This window comes from Rhizobium sp. 01N48, assembly GCF_056399145.1.
The window spans coordinates 94,900-121,832 of the sequence record NZ_JBFTQT010000009.1; the positions used below are offsets into that span (position 1 = coordinate 94,900).

At 62.9% G+C, this 26,933-nt stretch carries 27 protein-coding genes; 11 read left to right on the forward strand and 16 right to left on the reverse strand.

Annotated elements, in window-relative coordinates; all coding sequences use genetic code 11:
• Positions 1-51: 51 nt before the first annotated feature.
• On the reverse strand, positions 52-1,383 hold the full coding sequence (locus AC1DOG_RS17755) for an MFS transporter (RefSeq protein WP_477929849.1): 1,332 nt from the start codon (positions 1,381-1,383) through the stop codon (positions 52-54).
• A gap of 400 nt (positions 1,384-1,783) precedes the next feature.
• Positions 1,784-2,206 carry an organic hydroperoxide resistance protein gene (locus tag AC1DOG_RS17760; protein WP_018898985.1) on the reverse strand — a complete coding sequence of 141 codons (423 nt, stop codon included), beginning with the start codon at positions 2,204-2,206 and terminating at the stop codon, positions 1,784-1,786.
• Between the two features lie 119 nt (positions 2,207-2,325).
• On the opposite strand from AC1DOG_RS17760, the gene AC1DOG_RS17765 reads away from it, so the two are divergent.
• From AC1DOG_RS17765 to AC1DOG_RS17775, 3 genes are all read left to right on the forward strand, one after another.
• Positions 2,326-2,808, forward strand: coding sequence for a MarR family winged helix-turn-helix transcriptional regulator (locus AC1DOG_RS17765; RefSeq protein WP_477929851.1), 483 nt, complete (start codon positions 2,326-2,328; stop codon positions 2,806-2,808).
• 116 nt (positions 2,809-2,924) lie between these two features.
• Positions 2,925-3,635, forward strand: a complete 711-nt coding sequence (locus AC1DOG_RS17770) for a gamma-glutamylcyclotransferase (protein WP_477929853.1) — start codon at positions 2,925-2,927, stop codon at positions 3,633-3,635.
• A 77-nt stretch (positions 3,636-3,712) separates the two neighbouring features.
• Positions 3,713-4,459 carry a class I SAM-dependent DNA methyltransferase gene (locus tag AC1DOG_RS17775; RefSeq protein WP_477929855.1) on the forward strand — a complete coding sequence of 249 codons (747 nt, stop codon included), beginning with the start codon at positions 3,713-3,715 and terminating at the stop codon, positions 4,457-4,459.
• A gap of 32 nt (positions 4,460-4,491) precedes the next feature.
• On the opposite strand, the gene AC1DOG_RS17780 is transcribed toward AC1DOG_RS17775, so the two are convergent.
• The gene (locus AC1DOG_RS17780; protein ID WP_477929857.1) at positions 4,492-5,271 is read right to left on the reverse strand and encodes a LysR family transcriptional regulator; all 780 of its coding nucleotides are present in this window, start codon (positions 5,269-5,271) and stop codon (positions 4,492-4,494) included.
• Between the two features lie 96 nt (positions 5,272-5,367).
• Between AC1DOG_RS17780 and AC1DOG_RS17785 the strand changes: the two genes are divergently transcribed.
• The gene (locus AC1DOG_RS17785) at positions 5,368-5,595 is read left to right on the forward strand and encodes a DUF1127 domain-containing protein (protein WP_477929859.1); all 228 of its coding nucleotides are present in this window, start codon (positions 5,368-5,370) and stop codon (positions 5,593-5,595) included.
• Between the two features lie 85 nt (positions 5,596-5,680).
• Here the strand turns inward: AC1DOG_RS17785 and AC1DOG_RS17790 are convergent, their stop codons facing one another.
• From AC1DOG_RS17790 to AC1DOG_RS17810, 5 genes are all read right to left on the reverse strand, one after another.
• The gene (locus AC1DOG_RS17790; protein ID WP_047507765.1) at positions 5,681-6,406 is read right to left on the reverse strand and encodes a L,D-transpeptidase; all 726 of its coding nucleotides are present in this window, start codon (positions 6,404-6,406) and stop codon (positions 5,681-5,683) included.
• A gap of 169 nt (positions 6,407-6,575) precedes the next feature.
• Positions 6,576-7,412 (reverse strand): L,D-transpeptidase, encoded by an 837-nt coding sequence (locus tag AC1DOG_RS17795; protein WP_047507767.1) that lies wholly within the window; start codon positions 7,410-7,412, stop codon positions 6,576-6,578.
• A 108-nt stretch (positions 7,413-7,520) separates the two neighbouring features.
• Positions 7,521-8,453 (reverse strand): alpha/beta hydrolase family protein, encoded by a 933-nt coding sequence (locus AC1DOG_RS17800; protein ID WP_477929862.1) that lies wholly within the window; start codon positions 8,451-8,453, stop codon positions 7,521-7,523.
• Positions 8,454-8,613: 160 nt separating this feature from the next.
• Positions 8,614-10,239, reverse strand: coding sequence for a cisplatin damage response ATP-dependent DNA ligase (locus AC1DOG_RS17805; RefSeq protein WP_477929864.1), 1,626 nt, complete (start codon positions 10,237-10,239; stop codon positions 8,614-8,616).
• A 382-nt stretch (positions 10,240-10,621) separates the two neighbouring features.
• Entirely contained in the window at positions 10,622-11,632 is a 1,011-nt protein-coding gene (locus AC1DOG_RS17810; RefSeq protein ID WP_477930057.1) for a ligase-associated DNA damage response exonuclease, read from the reverse strand.
• A gap of 211 nt (positions 11,633-11,843) precedes the next feature.
• Here AC1DOG_RS17810 and AC1DOG_RS17815 point away from each other — a divergent pair, with 211 nt between their 5' ends.
• Both AC1DOG_RS17815 and AC1DOG_RS17820 read left to right on the forward strand, forming a co-directional pair.
• Positions 11,844-13,232 carry a TIGR03808 family TAT-translocated repetitive protein gene (locus tag AC1DOG_RS17815; protein WP_477929866.1) on the forward strand — a complete coding sequence of 463 codons (1,389 nt, stop codon included), beginning with the start codon at positions 11,844-11,846 and terminating at the stop codon, positions 13,230-13,232.
• Positions 13,233-13,391: 159 nt separating this feature from the next.
• On the forward strand, positions 13,392-14,051 hold the full coding sequence (locus AC1DOG_RS17820; RefSeq protein WP_477929868.1) for a glutathione S-transferase family protein: 660 nt from the start codon (positions 13,392-13,394) through the stop codon (positions 14,049-14,051).
• Here the strand turns inward: AC1DOG_RS17820 and AC1DOG_RS17825 are convergent, their stop codons facing one another.
• Positions 14,052-14,948, reverse strand: coding sequence for a LysR substrate-binding domain-containing protein (locus tag AC1DOG_RS17825; protein ID WP_477929870.1), 897 nt, complete (start codon positions 14,946-14,948; stop codon positions 14,052-14,054). It lies immediately after the preceding gene.
• 381 nt (positions 14,949-15,329) lie between these two features.
• Between AC1DOG_RS17825 and AC1DOG_RS17830 the strand changes: the two genes are divergently transcribed.
• The gene (locus AC1DOG_RS17830; RefSeq protein ID WP_477929872.1) at positions 15,330-15,683 is read left to right on the forward strand and encodes an MmcQ/YjbR family DNA-binding protein; all 354 of its coding nucleotides are present in this window, start codon (positions 15,330-15,332) and stop codon (positions 15,681-15,683) included.
• A 6-nt stretch (positions 15,684-15,689) separates the two neighbouring features.
• Here the strand turns inward: AC1DOG_RS17830 and AC1DOG_RS17835 are convergent, their stop codons facing one another.
• Together AC1DOG_RS17835 and AC1DOG_RS17840 are read right to left on the reverse strand one after the other, a co-directional pair.
• Positions 15,690-16,310, reverse strand: a complete 621-nt coding sequence (locus tag AC1DOG_RS17835) for a glutathione S-transferase family protein (protein ID WP_477929874.1) — start codon at positions 16,308-16,310, stop codon at positions 15,690-15,692.
• 97 nt (positions 16,311-16,407) lie between these two features.
• Complete coding sequence (locus tag AC1DOG_RS17840) at positions 16,408-16,773, reverse strand: DUF4406 domain-containing protein (protein WP_477929876.1); 366 nt, start codon at positions 16,771-16,773, stop codon at positions 16,408-16,410.
• A 118-nt stretch (positions 16,774-16,891) separates the two neighbouring features.
• Here AC1DOG_RS17840 and AC1DOG_RS17845 point away from each other — a divergent pair, with 118 nt between their 5' ends.
• A complete protein-coding gene (locus tag AC1DOG_RS17845; protein WP_477929878.1) occupies positions 16,892-17,647 on the forward strand; it encodes a DeoR/GlpR family DNA-binding transcription regulator in 756 nt (251 codons plus the stop codon).
• Here AC1DOG_RS17845 and AC1DOG_RS17850 read toward each other — a convergent pair.
• Together AC1DOG_RS17850 and AC1DOG_RS17855 are read right to left on the reverse strand one after the other, a co-directional pair.
• A complete protein-coding gene (locus tag AC1DOG_RS17850) occupies positions 17,622-18,371 on the reverse strand; it encodes a hypothetical protein (RefSeq protein ID WP_477929880.1) in 750 nt (249 codons plus the stop codon). The two genes, AC1DOG_RS17845 and AC1DOG_RS17850, sit on opposite strands and share 26 nt — an antisense overlap.
• 140 nt (positions 18,372-18,511) lie before the next feature.
• Positions 18,512-19,519 (reverse strand): asparaginase, encoded by a 1,008-nt coding sequence (locus tag AC1DOG_RS17855; RefSeq protein WP_477929882.1) that lies wholly within the window; start codon positions 19,517-19,519, stop codon positions 18,512-18,514.
• A gap of 155 nt (positions 19,520-19,674) precedes the next feature.
• On the opposite strand from AC1DOG_RS17855, the gene AC1DOG_RS17860 reads away from it, so the two are divergent.
• Both AC1DOG_RS17860 and AC1DOG_RS17865 read left to right on the forward strand, forming a co-directional pair.
• Positions 19,675-20,412, forward strand: coding sequence for a DUF3750 domain-containing protein (locus tag AC1DOG_RS17860; protein ID WP_477929884.1), 738 nt, complete (start codon positions 19,675-19,677; stop codon positions 20,410-20,412).
• Between the two features lie 99 nt (positions 20,413-20,511).
• Positions 20,512-21,735: an MFS transporter gene (locus AC1DOG_RS17865; RefSeq protein ID WP_477929886.1), complete on the forward strand. Its 1,224-nt coding sequence runs from the start codon at positions 20,512-20,514 to the stop codon at positions 21,733-21,735.
• On the opposite strand, the gene AC1DOG_RS17870 is transcribed toward AC1DOG_RS17865, so the two are convergent.
• Entirely contained in the window at positions 21,722-22,342 is a 621-nt protein-coding gene (locus AC1DOG_RS17870; protein ID WP_477929888.1) for a helix-turn-helix transcriptional regulator, read from the reverse strand. The two genes, AC1DOG_RS17865 and AC1DOG_RS17870, sit on opposite strands and share 14 nt — an antisense overlap.
• A 119-nt stretch (positions 22,343-22,461) precedes the next feature.
• Between AC1DOG_RS17870 and AC1DOG_RS17875 the strand changes: the two genes are divergently transcribed.
• Positions 22,462-23,907: an MFS transporter gene (locus AC1DOG_RS17875; protein WP_477929890.1), complete on the forward strand. Its 1,446-nt coding sequence runs from the start codon at positions 22,462-22,464 to the stop codon at positions 23,905-23,907.
• 3 nt (positions 23,908-23,910) lie between these two features.
• On the opposite strand, the gene AC1DOG_RS17880 is transcribed toward AC1DOG_RS17875, so the two are convergent.
• Both AC1DOG_RS17880 and AC1DOG_RS17885 read right to left on the reverse strand, forming a co-directional pair.
• Positions 23,911-24,906, reverse strand: coding sequence for an NAD(P)H-quinone oxidoreductase (locus AC1DOG_RS17880; protein ID WP_477929892.1), 996 nt, complete (start codon positions 24,904-24,906; stop codon positions 23,911-23,913).
• 75 nt (positions 24,907-24,981) lie between these two features.
• Positions 24,982-26,787: an EAL domain-containing protein gene (locus tag AC1DOG_RS17885; RefSeq protein ID WP_477929894.1), complete on the reverse strand. Its 1,806-nt coding sequence runs from the start codon at positions 26,785-26,787 to the stop codon at positions 24,982-24,984.
• Positions 26,788-26,933: the final 146 nt, after the last annotated feature.

The following is a 26,933-nucleotide window of genomic DNA, read 5'->3' on the forward strand; positions in this document are numbered from 1 at the left end:
AACCCGGCCTGCGAGTGCGGACCGGGTTGCCAATGGTTTTGACGGCTAGGCTTACTTCGCCGAGGGGTCCTTGATGGTCTTGCCGATCGAGAAGGCCAGAAGGGCCGAGATCAGCATCAGGGCGCCGACGATGAACATCGGCATCTCGTAGAGACCCGTGGCATCCTTGACGGCACCGGTGATGTAGGGTGCCGCGAAGCCCGCGATGTTGCCGACGGTGTTGATGAGCGCGATGCCTGCGGCAGCGGCTGCACCCGTGAGGAAGCGCGAGGGGAAGGACCAGAAGTTCGGCAGCGCCGAGAAGATCGCGCAAGCGGTCAGCGTGATGGCGATGACGGTTGCCTCAGGGGACGACATCAGCAGCGCGAGCGGGATGCTGATCGCGCCGACCAGAGCCGGGATGCCGACGTGCCAGGCGCGGACGCCACGCTTGGACGCATCGCGGCTCCAGAAGAACAGCGCGACGGCGGCCGGCAGATACGGGATCGCCGTGATCAGACCCTTGTCGAAGACGTTGAACTTGGTGCCGAACTTGGTCTCGAAGCCTGCGATGATGGTCGGCAGGAAGAAGGCCAGTGCATAAAGGCCGTAGATCAGGCCGAAGTAGATGACCGAAAGCAGCCAGACGCGCTTGTCCTTGAGAGCCTGCAGGGTCATCGAGCCGTGGCCGGAGAGCTTGCCTGCTTCTTCCTTGGCGAGTTCGCGGTTCAGCCAGTCACGCTCGTCCGAGGTCAGCCACTTGGCGGCGGTCGGGGTGTCGGGCAGGTAGAACCAGGTGATGATGCCGACGATGATCGCAGGAACGGCGACGCCGAAGAACATGATGCGCCAGCCTTCGTAGCCGAACAGGCCGTGTGCCTGGATGAGCAGCGAAGCGATCGGCGCACCGATAACTGTGGTCAGCGGCTGGGCCAGATAGAAGAGCGCCAGGATCTTGGCGCGATGGCGGCCGGGAACCCAGGTGCTGAGATAGAGGATGGCGCCGGGGAAGAAGCCTGCCTCGGCAACGCCGAGCAGGAAGCGCAGCGAATAGAGGCCGGTAACGCTGCTGACCCAGGTGAAGAGCATCGCAACGACGCCCCAGGTCACCATGATACGGGCGAGCCAGCGGCGGGCGCCATATTTGTGGAGCGCCAGGTTGCTGGGGATTTCCAGAATGATGTAGCCAACGAAGAAGATGCCGGCGGCAAAGCCGAACTGGGCCGCGGTCATGCCGAGGTCCTGCGTCATCCCGTTCGGGCCGGCAAAGGAGATTGCCGTACGATCGAGGAAGTTGATGAAGAACATCAATGCGATGAAGGGCACCAGGCGAATGGAGATCTTGCGAATCGCCGATTTTTCGACCTGCTGTTCCTGGTCTGATAGTTTAAACGTCGCGTTCACATAGTCCTCCCGACAAGACCGCTGCGGCCCATCGAGCCTACGAGTGCGACTTGCGCTATGCAGCCCCGCTGTGTCGGGAATGCTGGATGTTGATCTCTAGCCCTACCGCGAAAGTCGGTCTCCTATGTCCGTCACCTGTGCAGTTTATCGCGCCCCGTTACCGAATGCGCCTTCTTGCACGAGCCCCAACGGACATGCCTCCTCCCCTAGCGAGCAACATATTTCTGTCAAATTAGCCACCACTCGTCAACTGGTATGATGAGATAGTGAGCATTCTTTAACAGAATATTAGAACATGTTCAAAATCCAGCCACGCTGAATCGCGCCCGTAAACAGCAAAAAAAGCGCCGCACTCCGAAGAGCACGACGCCTTTGGCAATCGGTATCGGGTCCGGCCTGATCAGGCGACGGTCACCGGCACTTCCGTGGAGGTKCGCATGGCGTGGCTGTAGGGGCAGACGATGTGGGCGGCAGCGGCCAGCTTTTCGGCCGTCGGCTTGTCGAGGCCCGGAATGTTGACCGTCAGCGCCACTTCGATGCCGAAGCCGCCGCCATCTTCACGCGGGCCGATGCCGACGGTGGCCGATACGGTCGTGTCTTCTGGAATCTTGACCTTCTGCTGGCCCGCGACAAATTTCAGGGCACCGAGGAAGCAGGCCGAGTAGCCGGCCGCGAAGAGCTGTTCCGGATTGGTGCCGGTGGCGCCGTCGCCGCCAAGTTCCTTCGGAACCGTCAGCGTAACATCGAGAACGCCGTTTTCGGAAACGGCGCGGCCTGCGCGGCCACCGGTGGCGGAAGCTTTGGTTGTGTAGAGGATCGGCATGTGAGTCTCCTTCGTTGGGGTTGGATTTTGTATATTGCGCAATTAAATTGTACGCAAGTGAATTTTGCAAATTGCATTCGAAATCCGAAAAGACGACAATGCGGTATCGGGGAAAGACGATGACCAAAGCGCATATGGCCCAAACGGCGACAAAGACGATGAAAATTCCGGAAGAGGAAAAGCGGCTGGAGCGACAGCTCTGTTTCGCGGTCTATTCGACGGCGCATGCCTTCACGCGCGCCTACAAGCCGATCCTCGACAGAGTGGGCCTCACCTATCCGCAATATCTCGTCATGCTCGTTTTGTGGGAGAAATCGGCGCTGCCGGTGAAGACGATCGGCGAGCAGCTCAATCTCGATTCGGGCACGCTGTCTCCGCTTTTGAAGCGACTCGAGCAGAGCGGGCTCATCGTGCGCACCCGCGACCCCAAGGACGAGCGGCAGGTGATCGTGACGCTGACATCTAAGGGCGACGCGATGCGATCGCAGGTGGACGACATCATGGGCGAGATCGGCCAGGCGATCGGCTGCACGCTCGAAGAGATGGCCGACATTCGCGAGAAGCTGCAGGGCCTGCGCGGCAATCTGACCGAGACGCGCTGACGCCTCCGATCCCCTCACCCGAACCGACAGACGGGTTGACTCCGACGGTTAGTTTGCGAATTTTATAGCCGCGACGCCTGTTCGCGCAGTTCAGTCGGGAGGAATTGCGAGATGTCATGCCCAAACCACGCACCATGTGCCTCACACCCGATCTTGTCCAACTCTGCTATCGCGAAGAAGTCGATCCCGGCCCGGATCCGCGCCGCACGACGCTGACGGACGACGATTTCGCCTCGCTCACCGAGCGGCTGACGGAAGAGAGCGGCGACGAGCCGCTCTGGGTCTTCGCCTACGGATCGCTGATCTGGAAACCGGAATTCGAGTTCGTCGACCAGAGCCGCGCGACAGCTCTCGGCTGGCATCGCTCATTCTGTCTGGAGATCAAGAGCTGGCGCGGCTCGCCCGAGCAGGCCGGCCTGATGATGGCGCTCGATCGCGGCGGGCAGTGCGACGGCATGATGTACCAGCTGCCCAAGGAAGACCGGGCCGCGCAGATCTCTCGGCTGCTGCGCCGCGAGATCAGCGACCGCGAGCACATCGACACGATAAGGTGGCTGCCGGTGAAGACGCCGGAAGGCCGGGCCCGGGCGCTGGGTTTCTGGATCGGGCCAACAGGCAACCGCATCTACCGCAAGCAGCCCCTGCCCCTGGTGGCGGCCACGCTGGCGCGCGCCTGCGGCTATGTCGGCTCCTGCGCCGAATATCTCTACAACACCGTCACGCATCTGGAGAATTTCGGCATCCACGACCGAAACCTCTGGCGCCTGCAGGAGCTCGTCGCCGCCGAGATCCGCCAGATCCACGGGATCGCGGAGCCGACGGCATAGAGGCTTGCCGACGCCGGGCGATGCGAGTACCCGTAAGACGATAGGGTGGTCATCACCAACACCCGCAAGGAGGGCGCATGTCAAACGGTGGCCAGCCTGGACTGTATGATGATCCGGCACTTTTCTCCGCCTATGAAGCAATGCGCCAGCGTGCCGGCAGATTGAATGAAGTCGTTGAGGAACCCGCGGTTCTGTCCCTTCTTCCAGATGTCGCCGGAGCGGATGTGGCAGACCTCGGATGTGGCGCAGGCGCCATGGGCCGAAAGCTGGCGACACTCGGCGCGGTAAGTGTGCTCGGCATCGATTCCTCACAGCGCATGCTGGAACAGGCACGACAACACGGCGCCGCTCTCATGCAGTTGGCATTCAAACAGCAATCGCTTGAGGATCTGCAACTTCCGGAGCTTGGATTCGACGTCATTCTGAGCAGCTTGGCATTGCACTACGTTGGAAATTTCGAGCGGCTAGTCGATGTCATCTATCGAGCGCTGAAGCCCAAGGGTTGCCTGATCTTCTCAGTCGAACACCCAATCGTCACCTGTCATACTCGAGAATGGATAACCGGTGACGACGGTGTCAGGCAGGCATGGCCGGTCGACCGCTACGGTGAAGAGGGTCATCGGGACGCGCGTTGGCTTGAGCTGACCGTTCCGCGAGAACACCGAACGGTGGCGAGCTATATCAACGGATTGCTGGACAGCGGATTCTCGATTACCCGCCTGCTGGAGCCCATGCCTGATCAAGCCGATATCGATCGATGGCCGCGCCTTGCGGACCAGCGGCGCAGACCACCCTTTCTCGTCGTTCGCGCCGACAAGACCTGACGCTTTCACAAATCATGAGACCGACCTGCGTCTCACGACCCAGCCTCGCGCAGTGACTTCATCATTTCCCGCAGGCCCCGGCTCAGATGCTTGTCGCGGCGCACGACCATTCCGAGCTTGCGCACCAGCGGCGGGCTGACGGGTGCGGTTTCGAGGAAGCCGGCGCGGTCGCGCTTCAGCGCCAGGCCGGGCAGGATCGACCAGCCGAGGCCTGCCGCCACCAGTTCCTTGATGGCCTCGACGCTGCCGAACTCCATGACAGGGCGGGCGACCAGACCGGCCTGCCCCATCCATTCATCGATGGTCCGCCTCGTGTTGCCGCCGTCATAGAGCAGCAGCGGCTTGGTGTTGACGAAGGCCGCGTCCGGACCGCCATGCGGGATGACCGAGCCGCGCGGCGCAACCACCATCAGCTCGTCGTCATAGAATGCCTCGACCTCGAAGGAGCGGCCGGGCATCTTCTTCCTGGCGCGCGAGATTGCCAGCGGCAGCAGGTGGATGGAAGCGGTGGCGCCGCTGCCGATGCGCACGCGGCCACTCTCGCCATTCCTGTGCGGCGTCATCGCTTCCTCGGCATCGGCGAGTTCCCGCATGATCCGCCGCGCATGGTCAAGAAATTCGAGACCGGCCGCCGTCGGCTGCGCGCGGCGCCCGACGCGCTCGATCAGGCGGACGCCGAGGCGCTGTTCCAGGAGCTTGATCTGCAGGCTGACCGCCGGCTGGGTGACGCCCGCCTTGTCGGCGGCCGCCGTGAAGCTTCCGAGTTCGGCGACATGAATGAAGGTCTGCAGCTGATCGAAACCGAATGCCATGCGAAGTTTCTCTTATGGTTTGCATAAGACGCATAAGCTTCATTGCAGGATATATCCAGCGCATTGTCGGAACAGGCCAATACGGAGACAGAAGAGATGGCGACCGACACATCGGACGAAAGAGCAAGCCCGCCGCGTGTGCCGGCACTACTGGCAACGCTTGCTGAGATCGCGCGAAACCTTATCGAAAGCATCGAGACACGCTGCCGTAAGCGACGCGGCAGGGCGGCGCTCAGCGAACTCAGCGATGACGAACTCAAGGATATCGGCGTGTCACGCTCGGAAGCGATGACGGAAGCGGCGAAATCGGCATTCTGGGGATGAGGAGCGCTTGGGGCGCACAGCCAAGGAGCCTTGGGGCCAGCGCAAAAAGTCTCTCCCCTGATCGGGGAGAGACGAAGACAGTGACTTACTGCTTGACGACGATGGGCGCCTTGTTCGGCACGCGGTCGTAGAGGTCGATGATGTCCTGGTTGAGCAGGCGCACGCAGCCCGACGATACGGCTTTGCCGATCGAGCGCCAGTCCGGATTGCCGTGCAGGCGGTAGAGCGTGTCCTGGCCGCCCGAGAAGATGTAGAGCGCGCGGGCGCCGAGCGGGTTCTTCAGGCCCGGCTCCATGCCGCCGTTCTCGATCGAATACTTCACGAGTTCCGGCTGACGGGCGACCATCTCATTCGGTGGCTTCCAGCGCGGCCACTTCTGACGCCACTGGATGACGCCATCGCCCTGCCAGGCGAAGCCTTCGCGGCCGATGCCGACGCCGTAGCGCATTGCTGTCCCGCCCGGCTGGACGAGATAGAGGAAGCGCGAGGGGGTATCGACAACGATGGTGCCGGGGCGCTCGCCGGTCGGATCGATGACCTGCTGGCGATAGTAGCGGGGATCGATCTGCTGGTAGGGAACCGGCGGAATGAGGAAGCCGCCATCCTCGACCGGGCCGTACATGACAGCGAGCTCGGCATCGGTGGGCGCCGGCGTCGTCTGGAAGGCACGGATCGGATTCGGGAATGCCATTGGCTGGCCGTACGACGGGCTCGTGCCCGAAGTGGAGGCACACCCTGCCAGCGCCGATGCCGCAGTTACCGCTGAAAGCGATAGAAAGTTGCGGCGGGATATGGATTTGTCAAAGCTCATAACGAGGGTCAATTTTCCTTAAGCGCGGAAACGGCGAACGTCGTTTCCTGGAGGGTTGTTCAACGCTAGTCACAATTCAAGGAAACTATCCCGTTATGCTAAATAAACCAGAACCTCACGAAGACGTGTGCCCGCTTGCGGCGACGTTCTCACGTCGCCTGTTGCGCGGCTACATCACCACGATCTCGGACTTGGCGGAAACACGGTCGTAGAGATCGATGACGTCCTGGTTCATCATGCGCACGCAGCCCGACGAGGTGGACTTGCCGATCGACTCCCAATCGGGCGTTCCGTGGATTCGGTAGAGCGTATCCTCGCCGTTCTTGAAGATATACATGGCGCGCGCGCCGAGCGGATTTCCAAGGCCGGGGTTCATGCCGCCGTTTGCCGCCGAAAACGAGCGGACATCGGGCTGGCGCTTGACCATCTCATCGGGCGGCGTCCAGCGCGGCCACTTCTGCTTCCACTGGATGACACCACGGCCCGACCAGGCATAACCTTCGCGGCCGAGACCGACGCCATAGCGCATGGCCTTGCCATTGGGCTCGATGAAATAGAGGTGCTTGGTCTTGGTGTTGACGACGATGGTGCCCGGCTTTTCGGTCGAGGGGTAATCGACCTCCTGCCGCATATATTCCGGATCGACGCGGCTGACGGGAATGGCAGGCAGCGTGAAGTCGTTGTCCCTCACCTCGCCATACATCGCGGCGCTGACGGGATTGATCAACGGCATGCCGTAGGTGCGCATCTGGGTGGCGCCCGGGATGCCGTAAGTCTGGTTGTAGATCGTCGCCGGGACGCCGGGGCGTTGCGGGATCGGCGCATTGATCGGCCGGACGCGATCGGGATCGATGCCCGGCGGCTTGTAGAACACAGGATAGGTTTCCTGCACGAAACGGGCCGGATCGGTGGCGCCGGTATCGGGCACGAGAATGTTGCAGCCGCCAAGCGACAGGGCCGCCAACACAAGCCCCGACATGGCCGACAACCGGCTTAGACCCTTCATGAAACCACCCTCATCGATATCAGCGACATTTATAGCTGTCGCGAGGATGGCATGCGCGGCTGGCGCGAAGCTGGCGAAGACGGCCAGCCAGCGCCCTAACGCGACTGATTAAGCCGCCACGCCGTGGAAGAAGCGGATGCTCTGCTCGATCTCCTCGGGCAAGGCTGAGGTGTGGCCGCCCTTGGCCGTATCCGTCTCGATACGAACGCCGCCGGATCGCGCGCGGCTGGCGAGCAGGCCGGCGCGGTCGTTGAAATGCGATTCGTCGGTGCCGTGGACAACGCGCACCGGGCACTTGAAGCTCTGGGCGTAGCACAGCGCCGTGCGCACCTCGAACTCGTGCGTGTTGTCGTCGTCGAAGCGGATATCCTGCGGATAGCGATTGAAGAAGCGGAAGGCGTCGGGATTGCCGGAGATCGGGGCTGCCGCGCGGAACTTGTGGGTCGACATAGAAGCGAGCATGGTCAGCGTGCCGCCGATGCTGTGGCCGGCGATGAACAGCCGGTTCGCATCGACACCCGGCAGATGCGCAAGGCGATCAGCGGCAGACAGCACGTCGTCCACCTCGTCATAGAAGCCGGAGAAATTGCCCGCCTGGCCGTTTTCGCCGCGCACCGACGGCATCAGCACCACAAAGCCGGCATCGATATAAGGTCCCATCAGGTTCCAGTGGCCGACGCCCATGGCATTGCCGCCATGCAGGAAGAGAATGCCGGGCTTGGCCTTGCGCTCGCGCTTGTACTTCGACACCCAGGCGACCAGCTCCAGCTCGCCACCATAGCCGGAGCGATAGAAGATCTTCTCGGCATTGGCAGGCGCATCGAGCGGCTCGTACTTGTCGGGCGCCGGGCCCTTTTCGAGCAGCCGCGTGCGGAAGCGCTTGCGCACCTTGGCGTAATCACGGGTGATCAGGCGCGGCTCGGGCGGAACGTCGAAGGCATTGGCGACACCTGGAAGAGCCGGAAGAACGAGGGCGCCGGCGAGCCCGGTCAGCAGCAGGCGGCGCTGGCGCGAAAAGGATTGGTCGTTGTCTGATGTCATATCACTCTTCCGTCTTCCCCGGCATGATAGATGCTTGCACCCTCGACGCTTCAACGCCAAGACACATTCAGTTGAGGATGCACAGTCGGATGTATTTTGCATCAGGAAAATGCGAGATGGGCGAGAGATCATCGAGAAAACGGTGACTTGAGGACCGCCCCTACCCCGCCTTCGCATCAATCATCGCCACCAGCGTCGTCAGCCTGTCGGCCTCGTAGGACGGCTTGTCTTGCCGCAGGCGCGAGATGCGGGGGAAGCGCATGGCGACGCCTGATTTGTGGCGGTTGGAGCGGTTGATGCCTTCGAAAGCGACTTCCACCACGAAGCCGAAATCCTTATCGGCGCGCACGGCGCGCACCGGGCCGAAGCGTTCGGTGGTGTTGTTGCGCACGAACTTGTCGAGGATTTCCAGCTCGGCGTCGGTAAAGCCGAAATAGGCCTTGCCGACGGGCACCAGCTGCTCGCCATCGGGCGTTTCAGCCCAGACGCCGAAGGTGAAATCGGAATAGTAGCTCGAGCGCTTTCCATGGCCGCGCTGCGCGTACATCAGAACGGCGTCGACATTATAGGGGTTGCGCTTCCACTTGAACCACGGCCCCTTCAGCCGTCCAGCCTGATAGACGCTGTCGCGGCGCTTGATCATCACGCCTTCGATGACAGGATCGGGCGGGGTCGAGCGCAGGTCGTCGAGTTCTTCCCATGAGGAGAAATCTACCAGCGCGGAGAGGTCGAAGCGTTCGTGCGGGGCTTGTTCGACGATTTCGCTCAAGCGAGCGCGGCGTTCGAGATAGGTTTTGGCGCGGACATCCTCCTCGCCGTCGAACAACAGGTCGTAAGCCCTTATGAAGGCGGGGTAATCGTCCTGCATCTTCTGCGTCACGGTCTTGCGGTTGAGGCGCTGCTGCAGGTCGGAGAAGGTGCGGGTCGGGCTGTTGGAGCGGGCGGTACCGCCGACCAGAAGCTCGCCATCGATGACGCCGTCGAAGCTGATGGATTGGACGATATCGGGAAAGGCGGCGGAGATGTCGTCACCGGAGCGGGAGTAGATCTTGCGGGTCTCGCCGGCGCGCGACAGCTGCACGCGAATGCCGTCCCATTTCCACTCGGCGGCGTAGTCGACCGGGTCGAGCTGCGTGAGATCGCCCTCTTCCACCGGGTTCGCCAGCATCACCGAATGAAAGATCGCCGGCGTCGCCAGCACCGGCTTGCCACCCTTGCCCTCCAGCCAGGCAAACAGGCTCTCATAGGGCGGCTGCAGGCCGTGCCACAAGGTTTCGATCTCGGTCACATCGGGTTCACCGAGATCGGACAGCGCCTGCTTGGCGAGGCGTGCCGAGACGCCGATGCGCAGCGCGCCGGTCGCGAGCTTGATGAAGGCGAAGCGGCCGGAGGCGTCGAGCAGGTCGAGCAGGTCGCGGACATAGCCGCGCACCTCGGTGCGGCCGAGCGAGTTCATCTCAGCCACCACCTCGCCGAGCCTCGGTTGCGCCAGCGCCGAGCGCTCTATGTCGCGCTCTTTGTCCCAGACGAGCGAGATGGTCTCCGCCAGATCGCCGACGTAATCGTAGGAGTAGCGGAAGAGCACGTCGTCGATGCGCTCCAGCGCGAGTTCGCGCAGCATGGCGGGCTTGACGTTGCGGACATCGAGCGTGCCGGCGATGGCCGCGAGGCCGTAGCCGCGGTCGGGGTCGGGCGTGTCGCGGAAGTAGTCCGTCAGCAGCTTGAGCTTGCCGTTGCGGGATGGTGTCAGGACCAGGCGGTCGAGGAGGTCGGCGAAGGCTTTCATGGGTGGCTGCCCCGCTCTTCCCTTCGCCCCAGCGGGGAGAAGGTGGCCCGAAGGGTCGGATGAGGGGGTGGCGTGGCAGGACGGTTATGTCTTGGGTGGGGCTGTTGTTCGACGCTTGCGCGTCTCACCCCCCTCATCTGCCCTGACGGGCATCTTCTCCCCGCTGGGGCGAAGGGGGAGCAAGCGGCACGGGTCGGCGATGAAGACCCCTCCCCAACCCCTCCCCACAAGGGGGAGGGGCTAGCCTGGGGAAGCCTCTCGGGAAGAGCGGTAACCGCTCCGCAAGTTGCGAGGTTGCGATGTGCGCCGGCATTGCCGCCCCTAAGCCCCTCCCCCTTGTGGGGAGGGGTTGGGGAGGGGTTTTCGTGATCACGCATCATCATCACTCCGCCTCATCCTCATACCCCACCAGATGCAGCGGCTTGGCCTTGATGCCCTGCAATTCGCACCAGCGCACCAGCGCCTCCTCGCGGCCATGCGTCACCCAGACCTCGGCCGGATGAAGCTCGGAAATCGTATCCGTCAGCTCCGGCCAGTCGCAATGGTCGGAGATCACGAGCGGCAGTTCGACGCCGCCCTGCTTGGCGCGCTGGCGCACCATCATCCAGCCGGAGGCGAAGGCAGGCAGCGGGTCGTTGAAGCGGCGGGCCCAGCGGTCGGCGAAGGCCGACGAAGGGCCGACGACGACGGCGCCCTTGAAGGCCGACTTGTCGCGTCCCTCGACGGTTGCCGGGCGCAGTTCGCCGAGGTCGATGCCTTGGCTGACATAGTAGTCGCAGAGCCGCTCCATGGCGCCGTGGATGTAGATGGGCTGGTCGTAGCCGGTGTCGCGCAGGAGCCGGATGACGCGCTGCGCCTTGCCGAGCGCATAGGCGCCGATCATGTGGGTGCGCTCGGGAAACTGGCGCAGCGACGCATAGAGCTTGGCCATTTCGCCCGCGGGATCCGGGTGGTGGAAGACAGGCAGGCCGAAGGTCGCCTCGGTGATGAAGACGTCGCAGGCAACAGGTTCATAGGGCGCGCAGGTCGGGTCGGGGCGGCGCTTGTAATCGCCCGAGACGACGATGCGCGTCGCGTCCTTTTCGATGGCGATCTGGGCGGAGCCGAGCACATGGCCGGCGGGGTGGAAGCTCACCTTGACGCCGTTGACCGATATCTCCTCGCCGAAGGCGGCGGCCTGCTCCGAGCCGCAAAAATCCTCGCCGTAGCGGATGCGCATGATGTCGAGCGTCTGGCGGGTGGCGAGCACATGGCCGTGGCCGGAGCGGGCGTGATCGGAATGGCCATGCGTGATCAGCGCGCGCTCCACGGGCCTGACCGGATCGACATAAAATCGGCCCAGCGGGCAGTAGAGCCCCTCGGGCGCGGGATAAAGCAGCGCGTCAAATCTCATTGCCATAGAGATAGCGGCAAATGGCGGAAGAACCAGAGGGCAGCATTCGACATGCCGCGTTGAAGGCCGTGCCCGATGTCTCGTATCGCGATGGCCTTCCAGCGAGCCGGGAGCAACGCGGCGCCAACATGCTAACAAAGCGTAACCGCCGTGCGTCGACTGTCCCGAAACGGAACAGAGATCGCGGCACAGTTCCTGCATGTAGAAGCTCATGAACAAATCGCCTCTTCTGTCGTCCCTCCCCCATGCGTCCCGCCGCAACCTCTTGCGTCTTGCCGCCTGCTCCACGGTCGCCATGCTCGCGCCTCCCGCCTTCGCGGCGAGCCGACAGCCGGATCTGCGCGGGTCGATCGACGCGGTGAAATACAAGGCCGCGCCCGATCCCGGCGATCGCAAGAGCAGCAGCCTGCAGAAGATGATCGACGATGCCTCGGCGGAGAATGTTCCGGTGTTCCTGCCGCCGGGTGTCTACAAGGTGTCGAACCTGACCTTGCCCGACAATACGCGCATCACCGGCGTGCCGGGCGCATCGCGGATCGTCTATACCGGCGACGGACGGCTGTTTACCGCCGAGAACGTCAAGCGCATCGAGCTCTCCAATATCGTGATCGACGGGCAGAACCGATGGCTTGGCGATAATGCATCCGCGTTGGTGCAATTCACCGGCGTCGACGACGTCGTGATCGACAATTGCGAGATCTCGGGAAGCCGCAAGCATGGGCTGCAGCTGGAGCGCTGCGGCGGGCGGATCGAGCGCAGCCGCATATCGGGGGCCGCGCAATCAGGGCTCTACGCGGTGGAATCCTCGGGGCTATCGGTGACCAATAACGAGGTGTTCGATTGCGGCAATGGCGGCATCCTGATCCATCGCTGGAAGAAGGCGGCCGATGACAGCATCGTCAGCGGCAACCGGATCTACAGGATCGGTGCCACCGATAGAGGGACCGGGCAGAACGGCAACGGCATCAACCTGTTTCGCGCCGACAATGTCATGGTCGCCAACAACCACATCTCCGACTGCGCCTTCACCGCGATCCGCGCCAACTCGGCCTCCGACGTGCAGATATCAGGCAACCAGTGCCGGCGCTCGGGCGAGACGGCGATCTATGTCGAATTCGAGTTCGAGGGGGCCGTGGTCGCAAACAACATGATCGACGGAGCCGCCAACGGCATCTCGATCGCCAATTTCGACAAGGGCGGCAGGCTTGCCAGCGTTACGGGGAATGTCGTGCGCAATCTGAAGCTCGACGGCCCCTACAAGCCGGATGTGAGCTTCGGCATCGGCATTGCCGCCGAGGCCGATACGCTGGTTTCGAACAACATCATCGAGGGTGCGCCAAGATGGGGCATGCAGCTCGGCTGGGGCCCCTACATGCGCGATCTCGTGGTCACGGGCAATGTGGTGCGCAAGGCGCCGGTCGGCTGCGCGGTCTCGGTCGTCGATGGGGCTGGAACGGCCGTCATTACAGACAACGTGTTTCAGGATATGGCCGAGGGCGCGGTGGTCGGGTTCGAATGGGACAAGAAGGTGTCGGGAGAACTGGCGGATGGCGCCGGCGGCTACGCGCATCTGACGGTCGAGCGCAATCGCGTGTCGTGAAGCATGTCGCGCAAAAGTGTGCAGCGGTTTTGCGGCACCGACATGCGACGAGCCTTAAGTCACCATCAAAAGCTTTGATTGACCCATCAGCCCTGAAAGCTTCCGCTTGATCGCCCTACCCTCTAGGCTCGCGGCAGATTTTAAGAGGGGCACATCATCATGCTGACAATCTACGGCGTTTATCGCTCGCGCGCCTCGCGCGTCTACTGGATGGCGGAAGAGCTCGGACTGGAGTTCAAATCCGTCCCCGTGCTGCAGGCACGGCGCCTCGACAACCCGCTGGCATCCGATGCGCCGGTCAATACGCTGTCGCCGGATTTTGTCGCCATCAATCCGATGGCCATGATCCCGGCCATCAAGGACGGCGATCTCGTGATGCACGAATCGCTGGCGATCACGCTCTATCTCGCCCGCAAGCACGGCGGCTCGCTCGCCGGCGAGAGCGTGGAGGAAGACGGCCTTCTGACCATGTGGACGATGTGGGCGGCGACCGAGGTCGAGATCCACACGATCAAGCTGGTGATGACCTACGACAACGAGAAGGAAGACACCGACGAGGGCCGTGCGACCATCGCAGTGGCCAGCCGCTCGCTGAAGCGGCCGTTGGCGGTGCTCGAGAAGCATCTTGGTGCGACCGACTATCTCGTCGGCAACCGCTTCACCGCCGCCGATCTCAACCTTGCCGAAGTGCTGCGCTATGCTCAATCGGAGCAGGCACTGTTCGACGCGCACCCCAAGGTCGATGCCTGGATCAAGCGCTGCCAGGCCCGCCCGGCCTATATCGCCATGCAGGCGGCACGGTCCAAAGAGACGGTGTGATCAGATAAAGAGCTTCAAGGTCTCGGCCATCTCGGCGCGGATCCAGGCCTTGAAGTCCCTGACCTTCTTCGGTTCGCGCACCCTGTGCGCGGTCACGAAATAGTGGCCGAAGCCGGTTTTGGCGCGAATGCCGAAGGGCGCGACCAGCTGGCCCTGCTGCAGCGCATAGCCGGCCAGCGTCTGCCAGGCGAGCATCACCCCCTGCCCGGCGATGGCGGCGTCAAGGCAGAGCGAGGCGTCGTTGAAGACGTGGCGGGTTTCGAGCGCCGCCCCCTCAAGCCCCGCCGCGCGCATCCAGACGTCCCAGCCGAACATCGCGCGACCGTCGATGATCGCAGGCAGCGCCAGGAGGTCGGCGGGTTCGCGCAGGCTCTCGGCCATAGCGAGCGTGCAGACCGGGAACACCTCCTGCTCCAACAACAGTTCCGCCTTCACATCAGGCCAGCGCCCATCGCCGACGCGGATGCCGATATCGACATCGCAGAGCGCCGGATCGACCAGCTTCATGGTCGCATCCATCCGCAGATTGATGTCGGGGTGGTGTTCGGCGAAGCGATCGAGGCGATAGACCAGCCAGCGCGCGGCGAAGACCGGCGCCACCGAGATCGTCAGGATGCTGTCATCGCGGCGCTGCGCAAGCGCGACTGCCCGCGACAGATGCGCGAAGCCTTCATTCAGCGCTGCCAGCAGCGGAGCGCCCGCTTCGGTCGCCAACATGCCTTTTGGCGTGCGCTCGAAGATCGTTCGATCAAGCTGCGCTTCAGCCTTGATCACCTGCTGGCTGACCGCGCCGATCGACACGCCAAGCTCCTCGGCCGCCGCCTGCAGCGAGCCCAGCCGTCCGACCGCTTCAAGCGCGCGCAAGCCGTTCAGATGTACCGAGTTCAGGTTTCTCATATAGATTTTCTATATCAGAATTCCGTTATTCTCAATTGAATCCATCCCCGCTGCGGGAGGATATTGCCTAGCATCACGCATGCATCTTCCGTCTGCCAAGCGGCCACCCACCGCAGGCAGGGACCGAGAAAGCGAGGCATCCGATGCAATGGCTAAAGTTTTTCTTGAACGAAGAGACCGTCGAACCGTCTTATAGGGCGGACCCGGCAGGCGATCCGCTCTCCCATCCCGATCTTGCGCGGATGTCGCTGACGGAGTTGGCGGACCTGCCGCTTGAGCGTTGCGAGCAGTCCAACCAAAGCCTTAAGCGGCCCGAACTGGCGCTCTGCGCATAGGCTTCGAAATCTGCTAGTCTCTCCCTGACGAGGACGGGGAGGATGCATGGCCGAGGATATCGACGCGATCTTCAAGCGGCTGCTGCGGCTTGTGGCCGAGGCGAAACTGCCCGGCGTCGAGGAAGGTACGTCCTACGGCAATCACGCGCTGAAGGTCGGCGGCAAGTCCTTCGTGGCCGTGAAGGACAACGAGACGATCGTGATCTCGATTTCGCTCGACGAGAAAGAGGCGCTCCTTTCGATGGCGCCCGAGATCTATTTTCAGACACCGCATTATGTCGGCTGGCAGTATCTGCCCGTGCGCATCGACGTCATCGGCGATGCGGAACTGACGGATCGGCTGATCGGCGCGTGGCGACTGCGCGCGCCGAAGAAGCTTTCGGCAAATTACCAGCGTTGACGCGGCTTACGACTTTTCTTGGGCGAGCGCGCGCTGCACGGCCGGGCGCTCCAGCATGCGGGCGTAGTGGTCAGCCACCTTCGGGAAGCGCGCCGGGTCGACATCGTCGCTCGGCAGCCAGCCGGTCATGACGAAGAGATAGGGATCGGCGACGGAGTAGCGTTCGCCCATCACCCAGGGACCGGCGAACATGCCGTCTTCGATCAGCGCGAAGCTCTCTGCCATGGTCTCGGGCACCTTGGCCTTCATCGCCTCATGCGCCGCAACGTCACCGGCCCAGCGGCTGGCGCGGCGGCCGTGCGCGTGGTTCACATGCACCGTCGAGCAGATGTAGCTGTTGAAGGCCTGCAGGCGGGCGAATTCGAAGGGGTCGTCGAGCGGCGCGAGGCCGGCCGCCGGCGCGATGGCGGCGATATAGGCGAGGATCGCCGGCGTTTCGGTGAGCACGCCCTTTTCGGTCGCAAGCGCCGGAACGCGGCCCTTGGGATTGATTGCCCGATAGGCTTCGGAGCGCTGCTCGCCATTGGCGGTATCGACCCGCTTCGCTTCGAAGGGAAGGCCCGATTCCTCGAGCGCAATGAGGCTGGCGCGGGAACATGCGCCGGGCGCGAAATACAATGTCAGCATGACCACTCCTGTTTTGTCAGCATAGAGCGTGCACGACGGATTGCGAGAGAGAAAGAGAGACCGCATGCGCGGCCTCCCCGGTTTGTCTGGCGTAGCTTCAAGCGGCCTTGGCGCAGCCCGGCACGTCTTCCAGACGGTACCAGACGGGAATGCCGCGTTCGTTCGCGATGCGGACATCGTTGTCGGCGCCCTTGGATTCGCCTTCCAGCCGCAGCACGCCTTCGCACAGTTGCAGCAGGCGGCCGGCGGCGGGATGGAATATCCGCTCGTAGAGATCATCGCCCACGCTCTTGCCGCCGGCGGCATGCCAGACCGGCAGGGCGACCCATTCGCCGATCATCGGCACATGGCCGGCCTCGAACAAAGCGTGCGACGGCGCTTCCAGCCGCTGCAGGTTGGCCGCCATCTTCGCCGGATCGTCACCGGTTCCCGAACGATAGGGGCCCGCAATCAAGATCAACATGTCTCTTCTCCTCAACTCCCGGTCTCATGCACGGGATTGCGTGAAAATGCATGATATTTCTTGATTGTCGAATCATTTCGTGCAAACTCAAGAAAATTCATTCAACTTCGTGAGCCTTATGCTGACCTCCCAACGCAAGACATTGATCCTCGACCTGCTGCGCCGCGACGGCCAGGTGATCGCCAAGCGGGTGGCGGAGGACCTTTCGGTGTCGGAAGACACGATCCGTCGCGACCTTCGCGAGATGGCGGCCGAGGGGCTCTTGAAGCGCGTGCATGGCGGCGCGATGCCGCTCTCGCCGGAGCTGCCCGATTTTACGACCCGCAAGGATGTATCGCGGGACGCCAAGCAGCGGCTTGCGGCAAGAGCGATCGGCCTGATCAAGCCGGGCCAGCTGGTGTTTCTCGACGGCGGCACGACGACGGCCGAGATCGCCCGACAGCTGCCGCGCGGGCTATCGGTCACCATCGTCACCCACAGCCCGACGATCGCCGCAGAGCTCGAGCATCATCCGAGCGCCGAGGTGATCCTGATCGGCGGCAAGCTCTACAAGCATTCGATGGTGGCCGTCGGCGCCATCGCGATGGCCGCGATATCGCAGCTGCGGCCGGACCTGTTCTTTCTGGGCGTGACGGCGGCGCATCCGGTGCACGGGCTGTCGACGGGGGATTTCGAGGAGGCCGCGCTCAAGCGGCATATCGCGGGATGCGCGATCGAGACCTATGTGCTGCTGACGGCGGACAAGCTCGACCGGGCCTCCGCCTGCCAGGTTCTGCCGGTCGCTTCCGTCTCGGGATTGATCGTGCCTGATGATATCGACGAGGCGCAGCTTGCGCCCTATCGCAGCCTCAACGGCGCGATCCTTTCAGCATGAAGGGCGTCATCAGGCGGGCGCCAAGGGTCTCGATACGGGGGCCGAACAGGCTTGCCGCGAGTGCTGTCGAGAAGACGGCAAGGGCGAGATAGGCCAGCCGATCATCCAATGCGCCAAGCGTGAGCGCCGTCTCCAGCTTCGGCTGCCAGCTGGCCAGCAGGACCGAGAGCGCGGGCATGTCGAGCAGCCGGCCGGGCATCCAGGCGAAAGCGGGTGTCTGCGCGAGCGCTATCATGGCGCCATACAGGGCCGAGAGCCGGATCGCGACGCGCAGCCAGCGCCAGGGGCCGAGCGGCCTGCCCCCTCCATCCTCGAACGACCAGCCGATATAGGTGCAGAACACCACGAGGAAGGGGAAGGCCACCGGTAGGTTCTCCATCACCATTTCCGAGTTCATCTGACCGGTCCAGACATTGGCGAGCAGAAGCGGAAATGGCGCCGAGGCGCCAAAGAGGACGAGCACGAAGAGGCACCAGAGCCAGCTCATGCCGATGTGGCGAATGCGGGCGAAGGTGATGACGAGGATGATGCCGCCGGCGATGTAGTAGCCGATGGGCTTGATCGTGCCGGTCATCATGAGGATCAGCGGGCCGCAGGAGCCGGCCACCCGCGCGCAACTCGATGTCGCGACCGTTGCCCAGGTGACGTAATCGAAGCTCATGGCAAAGAACAGGAAGACCGCCAGAGCGATCAGCATCCACCAGAGATAGCGGCCTGCAAACATATCCTGCCCTCATGGCAATCGATGTACTGCGCCAAGAGTAGCTTAACCGGATAAAAGCGCACGCGCCGTCATCCGGTTCAGTTTCGCATATATTAGAGACGACTATCTTTGATATTTGGAATGTATCGTTCCGGCACGCTTTAGTCGGAGAGTACCGCCGCCGCGCGAATGTCGCCGACGTGAATACCATTCCAGTTGTGCATGCTTGAAGTCGCGAGATCGGCCAGACCGACGCCGATGGCGCTATCCTTGTCGAAGAAGCGGGCAAGGGCTGCGGCAACCATGCTTTCGGCGGCGCGCGCGTGGCCGTCGTCGCATTTGACGGCGATCGAGATGCCCTGGTCCGGAATGGCGGCGCAGAAGACGCCCTCGGCACCGGTCTTCGCGAAGATGTGGCCGGGGGCCAACTGCATCAGCTTCGTGCAGAAGCGGCCGGTGCCGGCGACATAGAAGGGCTCGGCCATGCAGGCATCGAAGAGCCGGCGCGAAGCTTTCGCGCGCAATGGTTCCAGGCCGTTGCCGGTCGCCATCCTGGCGAAGCCATGGGCCAGCCCCTTCAGCGGCACGGCGTAAGTCGGGATCGAGCAGCCGTCGGTGCCGCAATTGTCGTGGCCGAGCACGGCGCCGGTCAGGCTTTCCATGGTGGCGCGGATTTCGCGCTGCAGCGGGTGGTCGTAGCCGATATAGCCCTTGGGATCGACGCCCTGGTGGACGCAGGTGCAGACGAAGCCGGAGTGCTTGCCGGAGCAATTGTTGTGCAGCGCCGTCGGCTTCTCCATCGTGCGGGCCTGATGGATCAGCACTTTCTGGCTCGACGACCAGTGGCCGCCGCATTCGAGCGTTTCGACATCGCGGCCGGCGCGCGCCAGCATCGAGGCTGCGACCGCGACATGCTCGTCCTCGCCATTGTGCGAGGAGCAGGCGAGCGCCAGTTCCTTGTCGCCGAAACCGTAGGCCTCGGCGGCGCCGCTTTCGACCAGCGGCAGCGCCTGCATCGCCTTGCAGGCCGAACGCGGAAAGGTGGGCGCTTCGACATCACCAAGCGAGAAGACGACCTTGCCGTCGCCATCGACCGCGATGACGGCGCCGCGATGCCGGCTTTCGACGCGCGCGCCGCGGGTGACTTCAACGGTGACGGGATTGGTCATGAGCTCATCCTGATATTCTGAACAGGCTGTCACGCATAAATGATGGGCGCGATAAAGCAATCGGGTTCATGTTGAAAAAGAGCGGCGCAATTGCGCCATCTTGCTCGTCACATCCTTGACCGCAACCGCACGTCAGCAAAGGTCCCCGGCGTTTCATGCGTCATCTCAAACGGCTCCTTCTTCTCATCCTTGTCGTCTATCTGCTGCCGGCCCTGGCATCGGCCGGGTGGTGGTCGCTGCAGAACCATCCGAGCTCATGGCGGGAGGCCGAATGGGGCACGTCGGGCGTGCTGCCTAGGGCTGATGCCAATGGCGACGCCAAGATCTACATCATGTCGGCCAGCACCGGCGGGCTGAAAGGCGCGGTCGCCAGCCACTCGTGGATCGTCACCAAGGCCAAGGGCGACGCGACCTACAATCGCTACGACAAGGTAGGCTGGGGCTCGCCGATCCGCCGCAACAACTATGTCGCGGACGCCTACTGGTATTCCAACACGCCTCATATCGTGAAGGAAATCTCGGGCGACGAGGCCCAGAGGCTCATTCCGGCCGTCGAGGCCGCGATCCAGTCCTATCCCTATGCCGGCGTCGGCGACTACCGGATCTATCCGGGGCCGAATTCCAACAGCTTCGTCGCGCATGTGCTGCGCACGGTGCCCGATCTCGACACGGTGCTGCCGCCCGATGCGGTCGGGCGCGACTACCTCAGCGATGGGCGGATGTTTGCGATCGATGCCGACGGGCGCGACATGCATGCGACGCTCTACGGCCTGATCGGCATCGCCGCCGGCCGGCGCAGCGGCTTCGAAGTGCACTTCATGGGCCTGGTCGCCGGCATCGATGTTGCCAATCCCGGAGTGAAGATCCCGGCGATCGGGCGTATCGGGCTTTAGGGTCAAAACATCGATCACATAATTGAATGAACGCCATCGCGGACACGAGGTTGCAATCAGGTGGTGCGGGTCTAGACTTTCGGCAACTGGAGTCGCCGCATGTCATCCGCCTTCTCGTCCATTCTCCGCGATCAACGAATACGCATTCCGTCGCTGACGCTTGTGACGCTTGCCTTCACCTATGCCTCAACCATGCCGTATCAATCCATCATCGGAATTACCGAACTCGGCATGTCGGATCACGCCTATTCGATACTGATCTTCGCCGCCGCCCTTATCAATGTCGTGACCAGCCTGACGCTCGGCATCTGGTCCGACAAGCTCGGCGACCGCAGGCTGCTGGTGCTGGCACTGTCGGTAAGCGGCATGATCGGCTTCGGGATGATCTACGCGTTCCGCAACACGGCCGCCTTCATGATCGGCGTGCTGCTGTTCATCCCGATCAGCAACGCGACCTATTCGGTGCTTTTAGCGAGCATCCGCGCGGCAACAAACACCATGGATCGCGGCAAGGCGGCCGCGATCACTTCGACGGTACGGGCGCTGTTTTCCGGGTCATGGGCGCTGGCGCCGGGTTTGATCGGCCTCTATCTCGTCAGCGCGCACTCGATGACGCCGGCCTACGGCATTGCCGGGCTGGCAAGCCTCGTCTGCTTCTGCCTGTACCTCTTCCTGGCGAAGGCAGAGCCAAAGCGAGATGCGTTGTCCTCGCAACAGGTTGGCTTCTTCAGTTCGCTCGCGCGCGTCTTCTCGCCGCGCGTGCTGATGCGGGTCGGCATCTTGTCGATGATGCTGGGCCTGCAGCGGTTGAGCAGCGTGGTGTCGCCGCTGATCATCACTCATGATGCCGGCGGCAGCGTCGCGGATGTGGGCATCACAGCCGGCATGGTCGCGTTCCTGGAAATGCCCTTCATGCTGATGTGGGGCGCATTGCAGCGGCGTTTTCGCAGCGTCCATATCCTGGCTACCGGGACGCTGATCTATTGCGTCTATCTGGTGATGCTCAGCCTCGTTACCGCGCCGTGGCAAATCTATGCGCTCGTCGTCGTCAACGCCTGCGGTTGCGCGGCGATCCTGAGCGTGCCCATCACCTACCTACAGGACCTGATTGCCGATCGGCCAGGGCTCGGCACATCCCTCATCTCGGTCAATACCTTTGCGGCGAACGGCGTCAGCGCGGGAATTTTCGCCCTGGGAACAAGCTTCACAAGCTATTCCGGAACCGCCTTGCTGGCGGCCGGTGTCGGCGTTGCCGCGATATTGCTGCTGCTATTCGTGGAGGCTGAAAAGCAGCAGCTGCAGCAATCCGCTAGCCCCCGCTAATCCGATACGCACAGCGGCGGGCGCCGTGGAGGATGTGTTCCTCGCGCTCGACGTCCGCACCGAGGATGCTGCGGAAGGTTTCGAGTTCGGAGCGGCAGAAGCCGGCGCAGGCGGTGGCGGCGGCGCAGATCGGGCAGTGGTTTTCGATCAATAGCAGCGAGCCGTCCTCTTCCTGCCAGCTGTCGGCCATGTAGCCTTCGTCGGTGCGGATGCCTGCCAGCTGGCGGACGCGGGTGGGGAGATCTTCTGCCGTGATCTCGCTGCGATAGCGTGCCAACGTTTCGGCCTCGCGGGCGGCGATGACGGTGTCGAGCGCCTGGGGGCCGAGGCTCTGGACCATGGTTGCGAGAAGCGTCGCGGTCAGTTCGGCGTGGCGGTCCGGGAAGCGGGCGTTGCCTGATGGTGTCAGGTGCCAGAGCTGACGGGGGCGGCCCCTGCCCGGCGCGGGCTCGGAAACGGGTTCTACCAGTCCCTCCTCGGCCATCTTCGCCAGTTGCTGGCGCGCGGCCTCGCCGGAGATGGACAGCGCCTCGCCGATGGCCGATAGGAGTTGCGGCCCTTCGGTCTTGAGCAGCATCAGAATTCGGTTGGCTGATGATTGGCGCATAGGCTGATATTTTTCCAAGCTTGTTCTTGCTTTAATAACGCAGCCGTGTATTTTTTCCAAGCTATAACTTGTAAAAAACTTTCCCAAAAACGTTCCAGGAAACATTCAAGGCATTCCGCATGAGCAGCATCGACGACGTCGCGACGGAGCGCTCCTCCGTCTTCCATCTCTTTTCCAGACCGGTCTTGGCAGCCACGCTGATGCTCGGCGGCGGCGTGACGCTCTATGCGGTCGAGGCCTATATCATGGCGACCATCGCGCCATCGATCGTGCGCGATATCGGCGGGCTGGAGCTGCTCTCGTGGGTCACCACGCTGTTCGTCGCGGCTGCCGTGCTCGGATCCATCTTCGTCGCCATGCGGCCGCGCGGCATCGGCCTGCGCACGGTTTACGTGGCCGGCGCACTGATGTTTGCGGCCGGCAGCCTGATCTGCGCGCTGGCTCCCTCGATGCAGGTGATCCTGGCCGGACGCGCCGTGCAGGGATTTGGAGCCGGCGCACTCGGCGGGCTTGCCTATGCATTCATCCGCTTTGCCTATCCCGAACACCTGTGGCGCAAGGCCTCGACGCTCTATGCGGCGATCTGGGGCGTGGCGACGCTGCTCGGCCCGAGCCTTGGCGGCCTGTTCTCCGATGGCAGCACCTGGCGCCACGCATTCATGCTGCTCGTTCCCGTGAGCGTGCTCATGGCTATCCTTGCGCCCGTGCTGCTGCCGTCGGCGCATGACGACCGGGCTCCCGGGCGCACGCCGATCACGCAGATCGCGCTGCTCCTGGCGGCCGTGCTCCTGGTCAGCATCGCCGGCACAATCGAGGCGACGCAATCGAAAGCGCTGCTGGTTGCGGCATCGCTTATCGCCGTGGTCGCCATGCTTGGCATAGAGCGGCGAAGTGAGAACCGCCTGCTGCCGACAGGCGCCGTTACGCTCAGCATGCCGATTTCTCGCGTCTACCTGATGATGTTTCTGCTGATCCTGGTGCTGACCAGCGACATCTACATCCCCTACTTCCTGCAATCCCTGCACAATGTCAGCCCGCTGGAATCGGGATACCTCACGGCGCTCGTCGCGCTCGGCTGGACGGTGGCCGCGTTCCTCAGCGCCTCGTTCTCCGGTCCCCGCGCCGGCCGCGCGATCGTTATCGGCTGCGTGATCGAGACGGTTGCGGTCGCGGCGCTGGCGATCTTCCTGGCACGAGACAATCAGGCAGGCAGCATCGCACTGCTCGCGCCGGCCGTCGTCTTCATGTTCCTCATGGGGTTTGGGGTCGGGCTCGGCTGGGCACATCTGGTGACCAAGGTGCTGCGCCTCGTCGCGACATCGGAGCAGGACAAGGCCTCGGCGGCAATCACCACCGTGCAATCGCTCGGAAGCGCATTCGGCGCAGCCTTCGCGGGCGTCATCGTCAACAGCACCGGCCTGCTTGCGCCGGGCGGCGTTGCCGGCGGCATATCCGCGGCGCATTGGCTGTTCGTGCTGATGGCGCTGCCCGGGATCGTGACGATCCTGATCTCGCTGTCGATCCAGAAGTCCGGCAACGAGACGCAAGCGACACAAGCGGCGTGATCGTCAGACGCGCAGCATGATCTTGCCGATGTGGCTGCTCGATTCCATCAGCTTGTGGGCTTCGACGACATCCTCGAAGGCGAAGGTCTTGTGGATCACGGGGGCAAGCTTGCCCTCGTCGAGCAGCGGCCAGACCTGCGACAGGAGATCGTCGCGGATGGCGCGCTTTTCTTCCGGCGTGCGCGGGCGCAGCGTGGAGCCCGTCACCGTCAGCCGCTTGACCATGATCGGCGCGAGGTTGGCCGTTTCGGCAACCGCGCCGCCGAGGAAGGCGATGATCGAAAGGCAACCGTCCTTCGCCAGCGAGGCGAGGTTCTTCTCGAAATAGGCGGCGCCGATCATATCGAGGATGATGTCGACGCCCTGGCCGGTCTCGGCCTTGATCACCTCGGCGAAATCCTCGGTCTTGTAGTTGATGGCGCGCTTCGCGCCGAGCTTGACGCAGGCGTCGCATTTTTCCTGCGAGCCTGCGGTCGCATAGACCTCTGCGCCGAAGGCGCGGGCAAGCTGGATCGCGGTTGTGCCGATGCCGCTGGTGCCGCCGTGGATGAGCACCTTCTCACCTTCGGTCAGGCCCGCCATCTGGAACATGTTGGCCCAGACCGTGAAGTAGTTTTCGGGGAGTGCTGCCGCCTGGACGGCATCATAACCTCTCGGGAAGCGCAGTGCCTGGCCTGAGGGAATGAGGCAATATTCGGCATAGGCGCCGCCATTGGTGAGGCCGCAGACCTTGTCGCCGACTGTATAGCCGCTGACGCCGGGGCCGATCGCGACCACTTCGCCTGCGATTTCAAGGCCGAGGATCGGGCTTGCGTCCTTCGGTGGCGGATAGGTTCCCTGGCGCTGCGCGACATCGGGACGGTTGACGCCGATCGCCTGGGTGCGCACGAGGATCTGCCCCTCGCCCGCCACGGGCAACGGCCCGCTCGATAGGGTCATCACGTCAGGGGCGCCGAAGCGGGGCAAATCGACAAAACGCATATGCGCAGGCAAAGACATCACCGGTCTCCTCATTCGGATAGCAGTGAGATAGTTCAGCCCCGCCGCGTTGAGAAGGGCGGAAACGCCGTAGCGTCAATTCGCCTCGCCCAGCCGATGGAAGACCAGACCTTCCGCGCTTTCCTTGGCCAATGCCTTGATATGGGCAATGGCGGCGGAGACGCGGCTGATGTCGTCTATGACGAGGCCCTTGGGAAGTTCCAGAACGCCGATCGAGCAGCGCATCAGCGGGAAGAAGGCTTCGACGCCGGCGCGGTCGTGGCCGCGGATGCGGCCGGCGGCGCGGTCGATCTCGGAATAGAGATCCTGAGCATCGTCGTGGAAATCGCCGATCAACCGATCGAGAATTTCCGTGAGCTCCTCCTTGGTCCAGCCCTGCACGCCGATGAAGAAGTCATCGCCGCCGACATGGCCGAGGAAATGGCGCTCGGCGAAGAAGTAGCGCCGCATCAGCGCTGCGAAGAGCGAGATCGCGTGGTCGCCGAGGTGGAAGCCATAGGCATCGTTGAAGGGCTTGAAGTTGTCGAAATCGCAATAGCAGAAGTGACGGGTCTCGTCGCTGTCGCGGCTCGCCTCGCGCATGAAATCGCGGATGGCGTGGTTGCCGGGAATGCCGGTCAGCGGGTTCTGGTCCTGCGCCGTCTTCAGCTTCTTCTCGTTCATCACCTTGATCAGCGAGGCGGCGGAGACGACGCCGGCATAACGCATGTTTTCGGTGAGCAACAGGCAGTTGGCGCCTTCCATGTTGGCGAAGATGGTCATCAGCTGCTCGGCATCGGAATCCAGCCCGACGATCGGCGCCATTTCGACGAAGTGCGAGATGGTGCGCTCATAGACCTTGTTCTTCAGGAGGTCGCGGCCGAATGGCTGGTAGATATATTCCTTGAGATGGCGCTCGTGCAGGATGCCGCGCGGCTCGCCATTGGCGTTCAGAACCGGGAAGAAGGCATTCTGCGGATGGCGGCGGAAGACCTCGAAGACGCTGTCGATCGTGTCGTTCTCGTATACCGTCGGCAACACTTCGATCTGCTTGCGGATGAGGATTTCGTCGAGCGACTGGTTGTTGCGCTTGCTCTTGCCGAGTTCCTGAAGGTGCGGGAATGACGGCACCAGTTCGGAGACATGCGTGGTCGGGCGCGAGATGAACCAGCCCTGCACGAGATCCACACCATACTCGCGGCAGGTGATGAACTCGGCTTCGGTCTCGATGCCCTCGGCAATCACGCGGGTGCCAAGCACATGGGCGATGTGGACGATGTTCTTCAACAGGTGACGCTTGCGCGGGCTGCCATCGATATCGGCGATGAAGTAGCGGTCGATCTTCAGGTAATCCACCGGATGATCGCAGAGCAGCTTCATCTCGCCATGGCCGACGCCGAAATCGTCGATCGCCAGCTTGAAGCCGCGCTTGCGCAGCAGCGACACCAGTGCGGCGAATTCGGGAACCGAGGTGTTGTCGAAGCGCTCGGAGAATTCGAAGCAGATCGAGGATGGCGGGATATTGGCGAGCTTCAGATGCTGCAGCAGGTTTTCCACCAGCTGCTCGCCATGCGGAATGAGGCGGACATCGAGATTGAGGAACAGCGTCGCGGTGGCGAAATTCGGTAGTGACGCGAACTTGGCGAGCGCGCGGCTCGCCACCATCTGCTCGAGTTGCAGCAGCTGATCGCCGCGCTGGGCCTCGTCCAGAATTTCGAGCGGCGAATTGAAGCCCAGGCGCTCCTGGCCGCGCATCAGCGATTCATAGCCGAAGGCAACACCGGTGCTGGCTTCGACGATCGGCTGGAAGGCGTTTTCGATAACGAGTTTGGCGAGGGTAATGATTTGATCGCTGGTGTAGCGACGAATAAGGGCGGGTTCTACGGTGGCAGCCAAAGACATGCCATTCTCCACTATACGGCATTTATAATTATAATTTTTCGCGCGGAGACTATGGGCGAAGCGTCAACGAACACTTTCACCAATGTGAAGCTTTTGTGAAAACTGGCGTTTTATCAAATGCATGCCGCCACCGCCGCGCCAAGCGG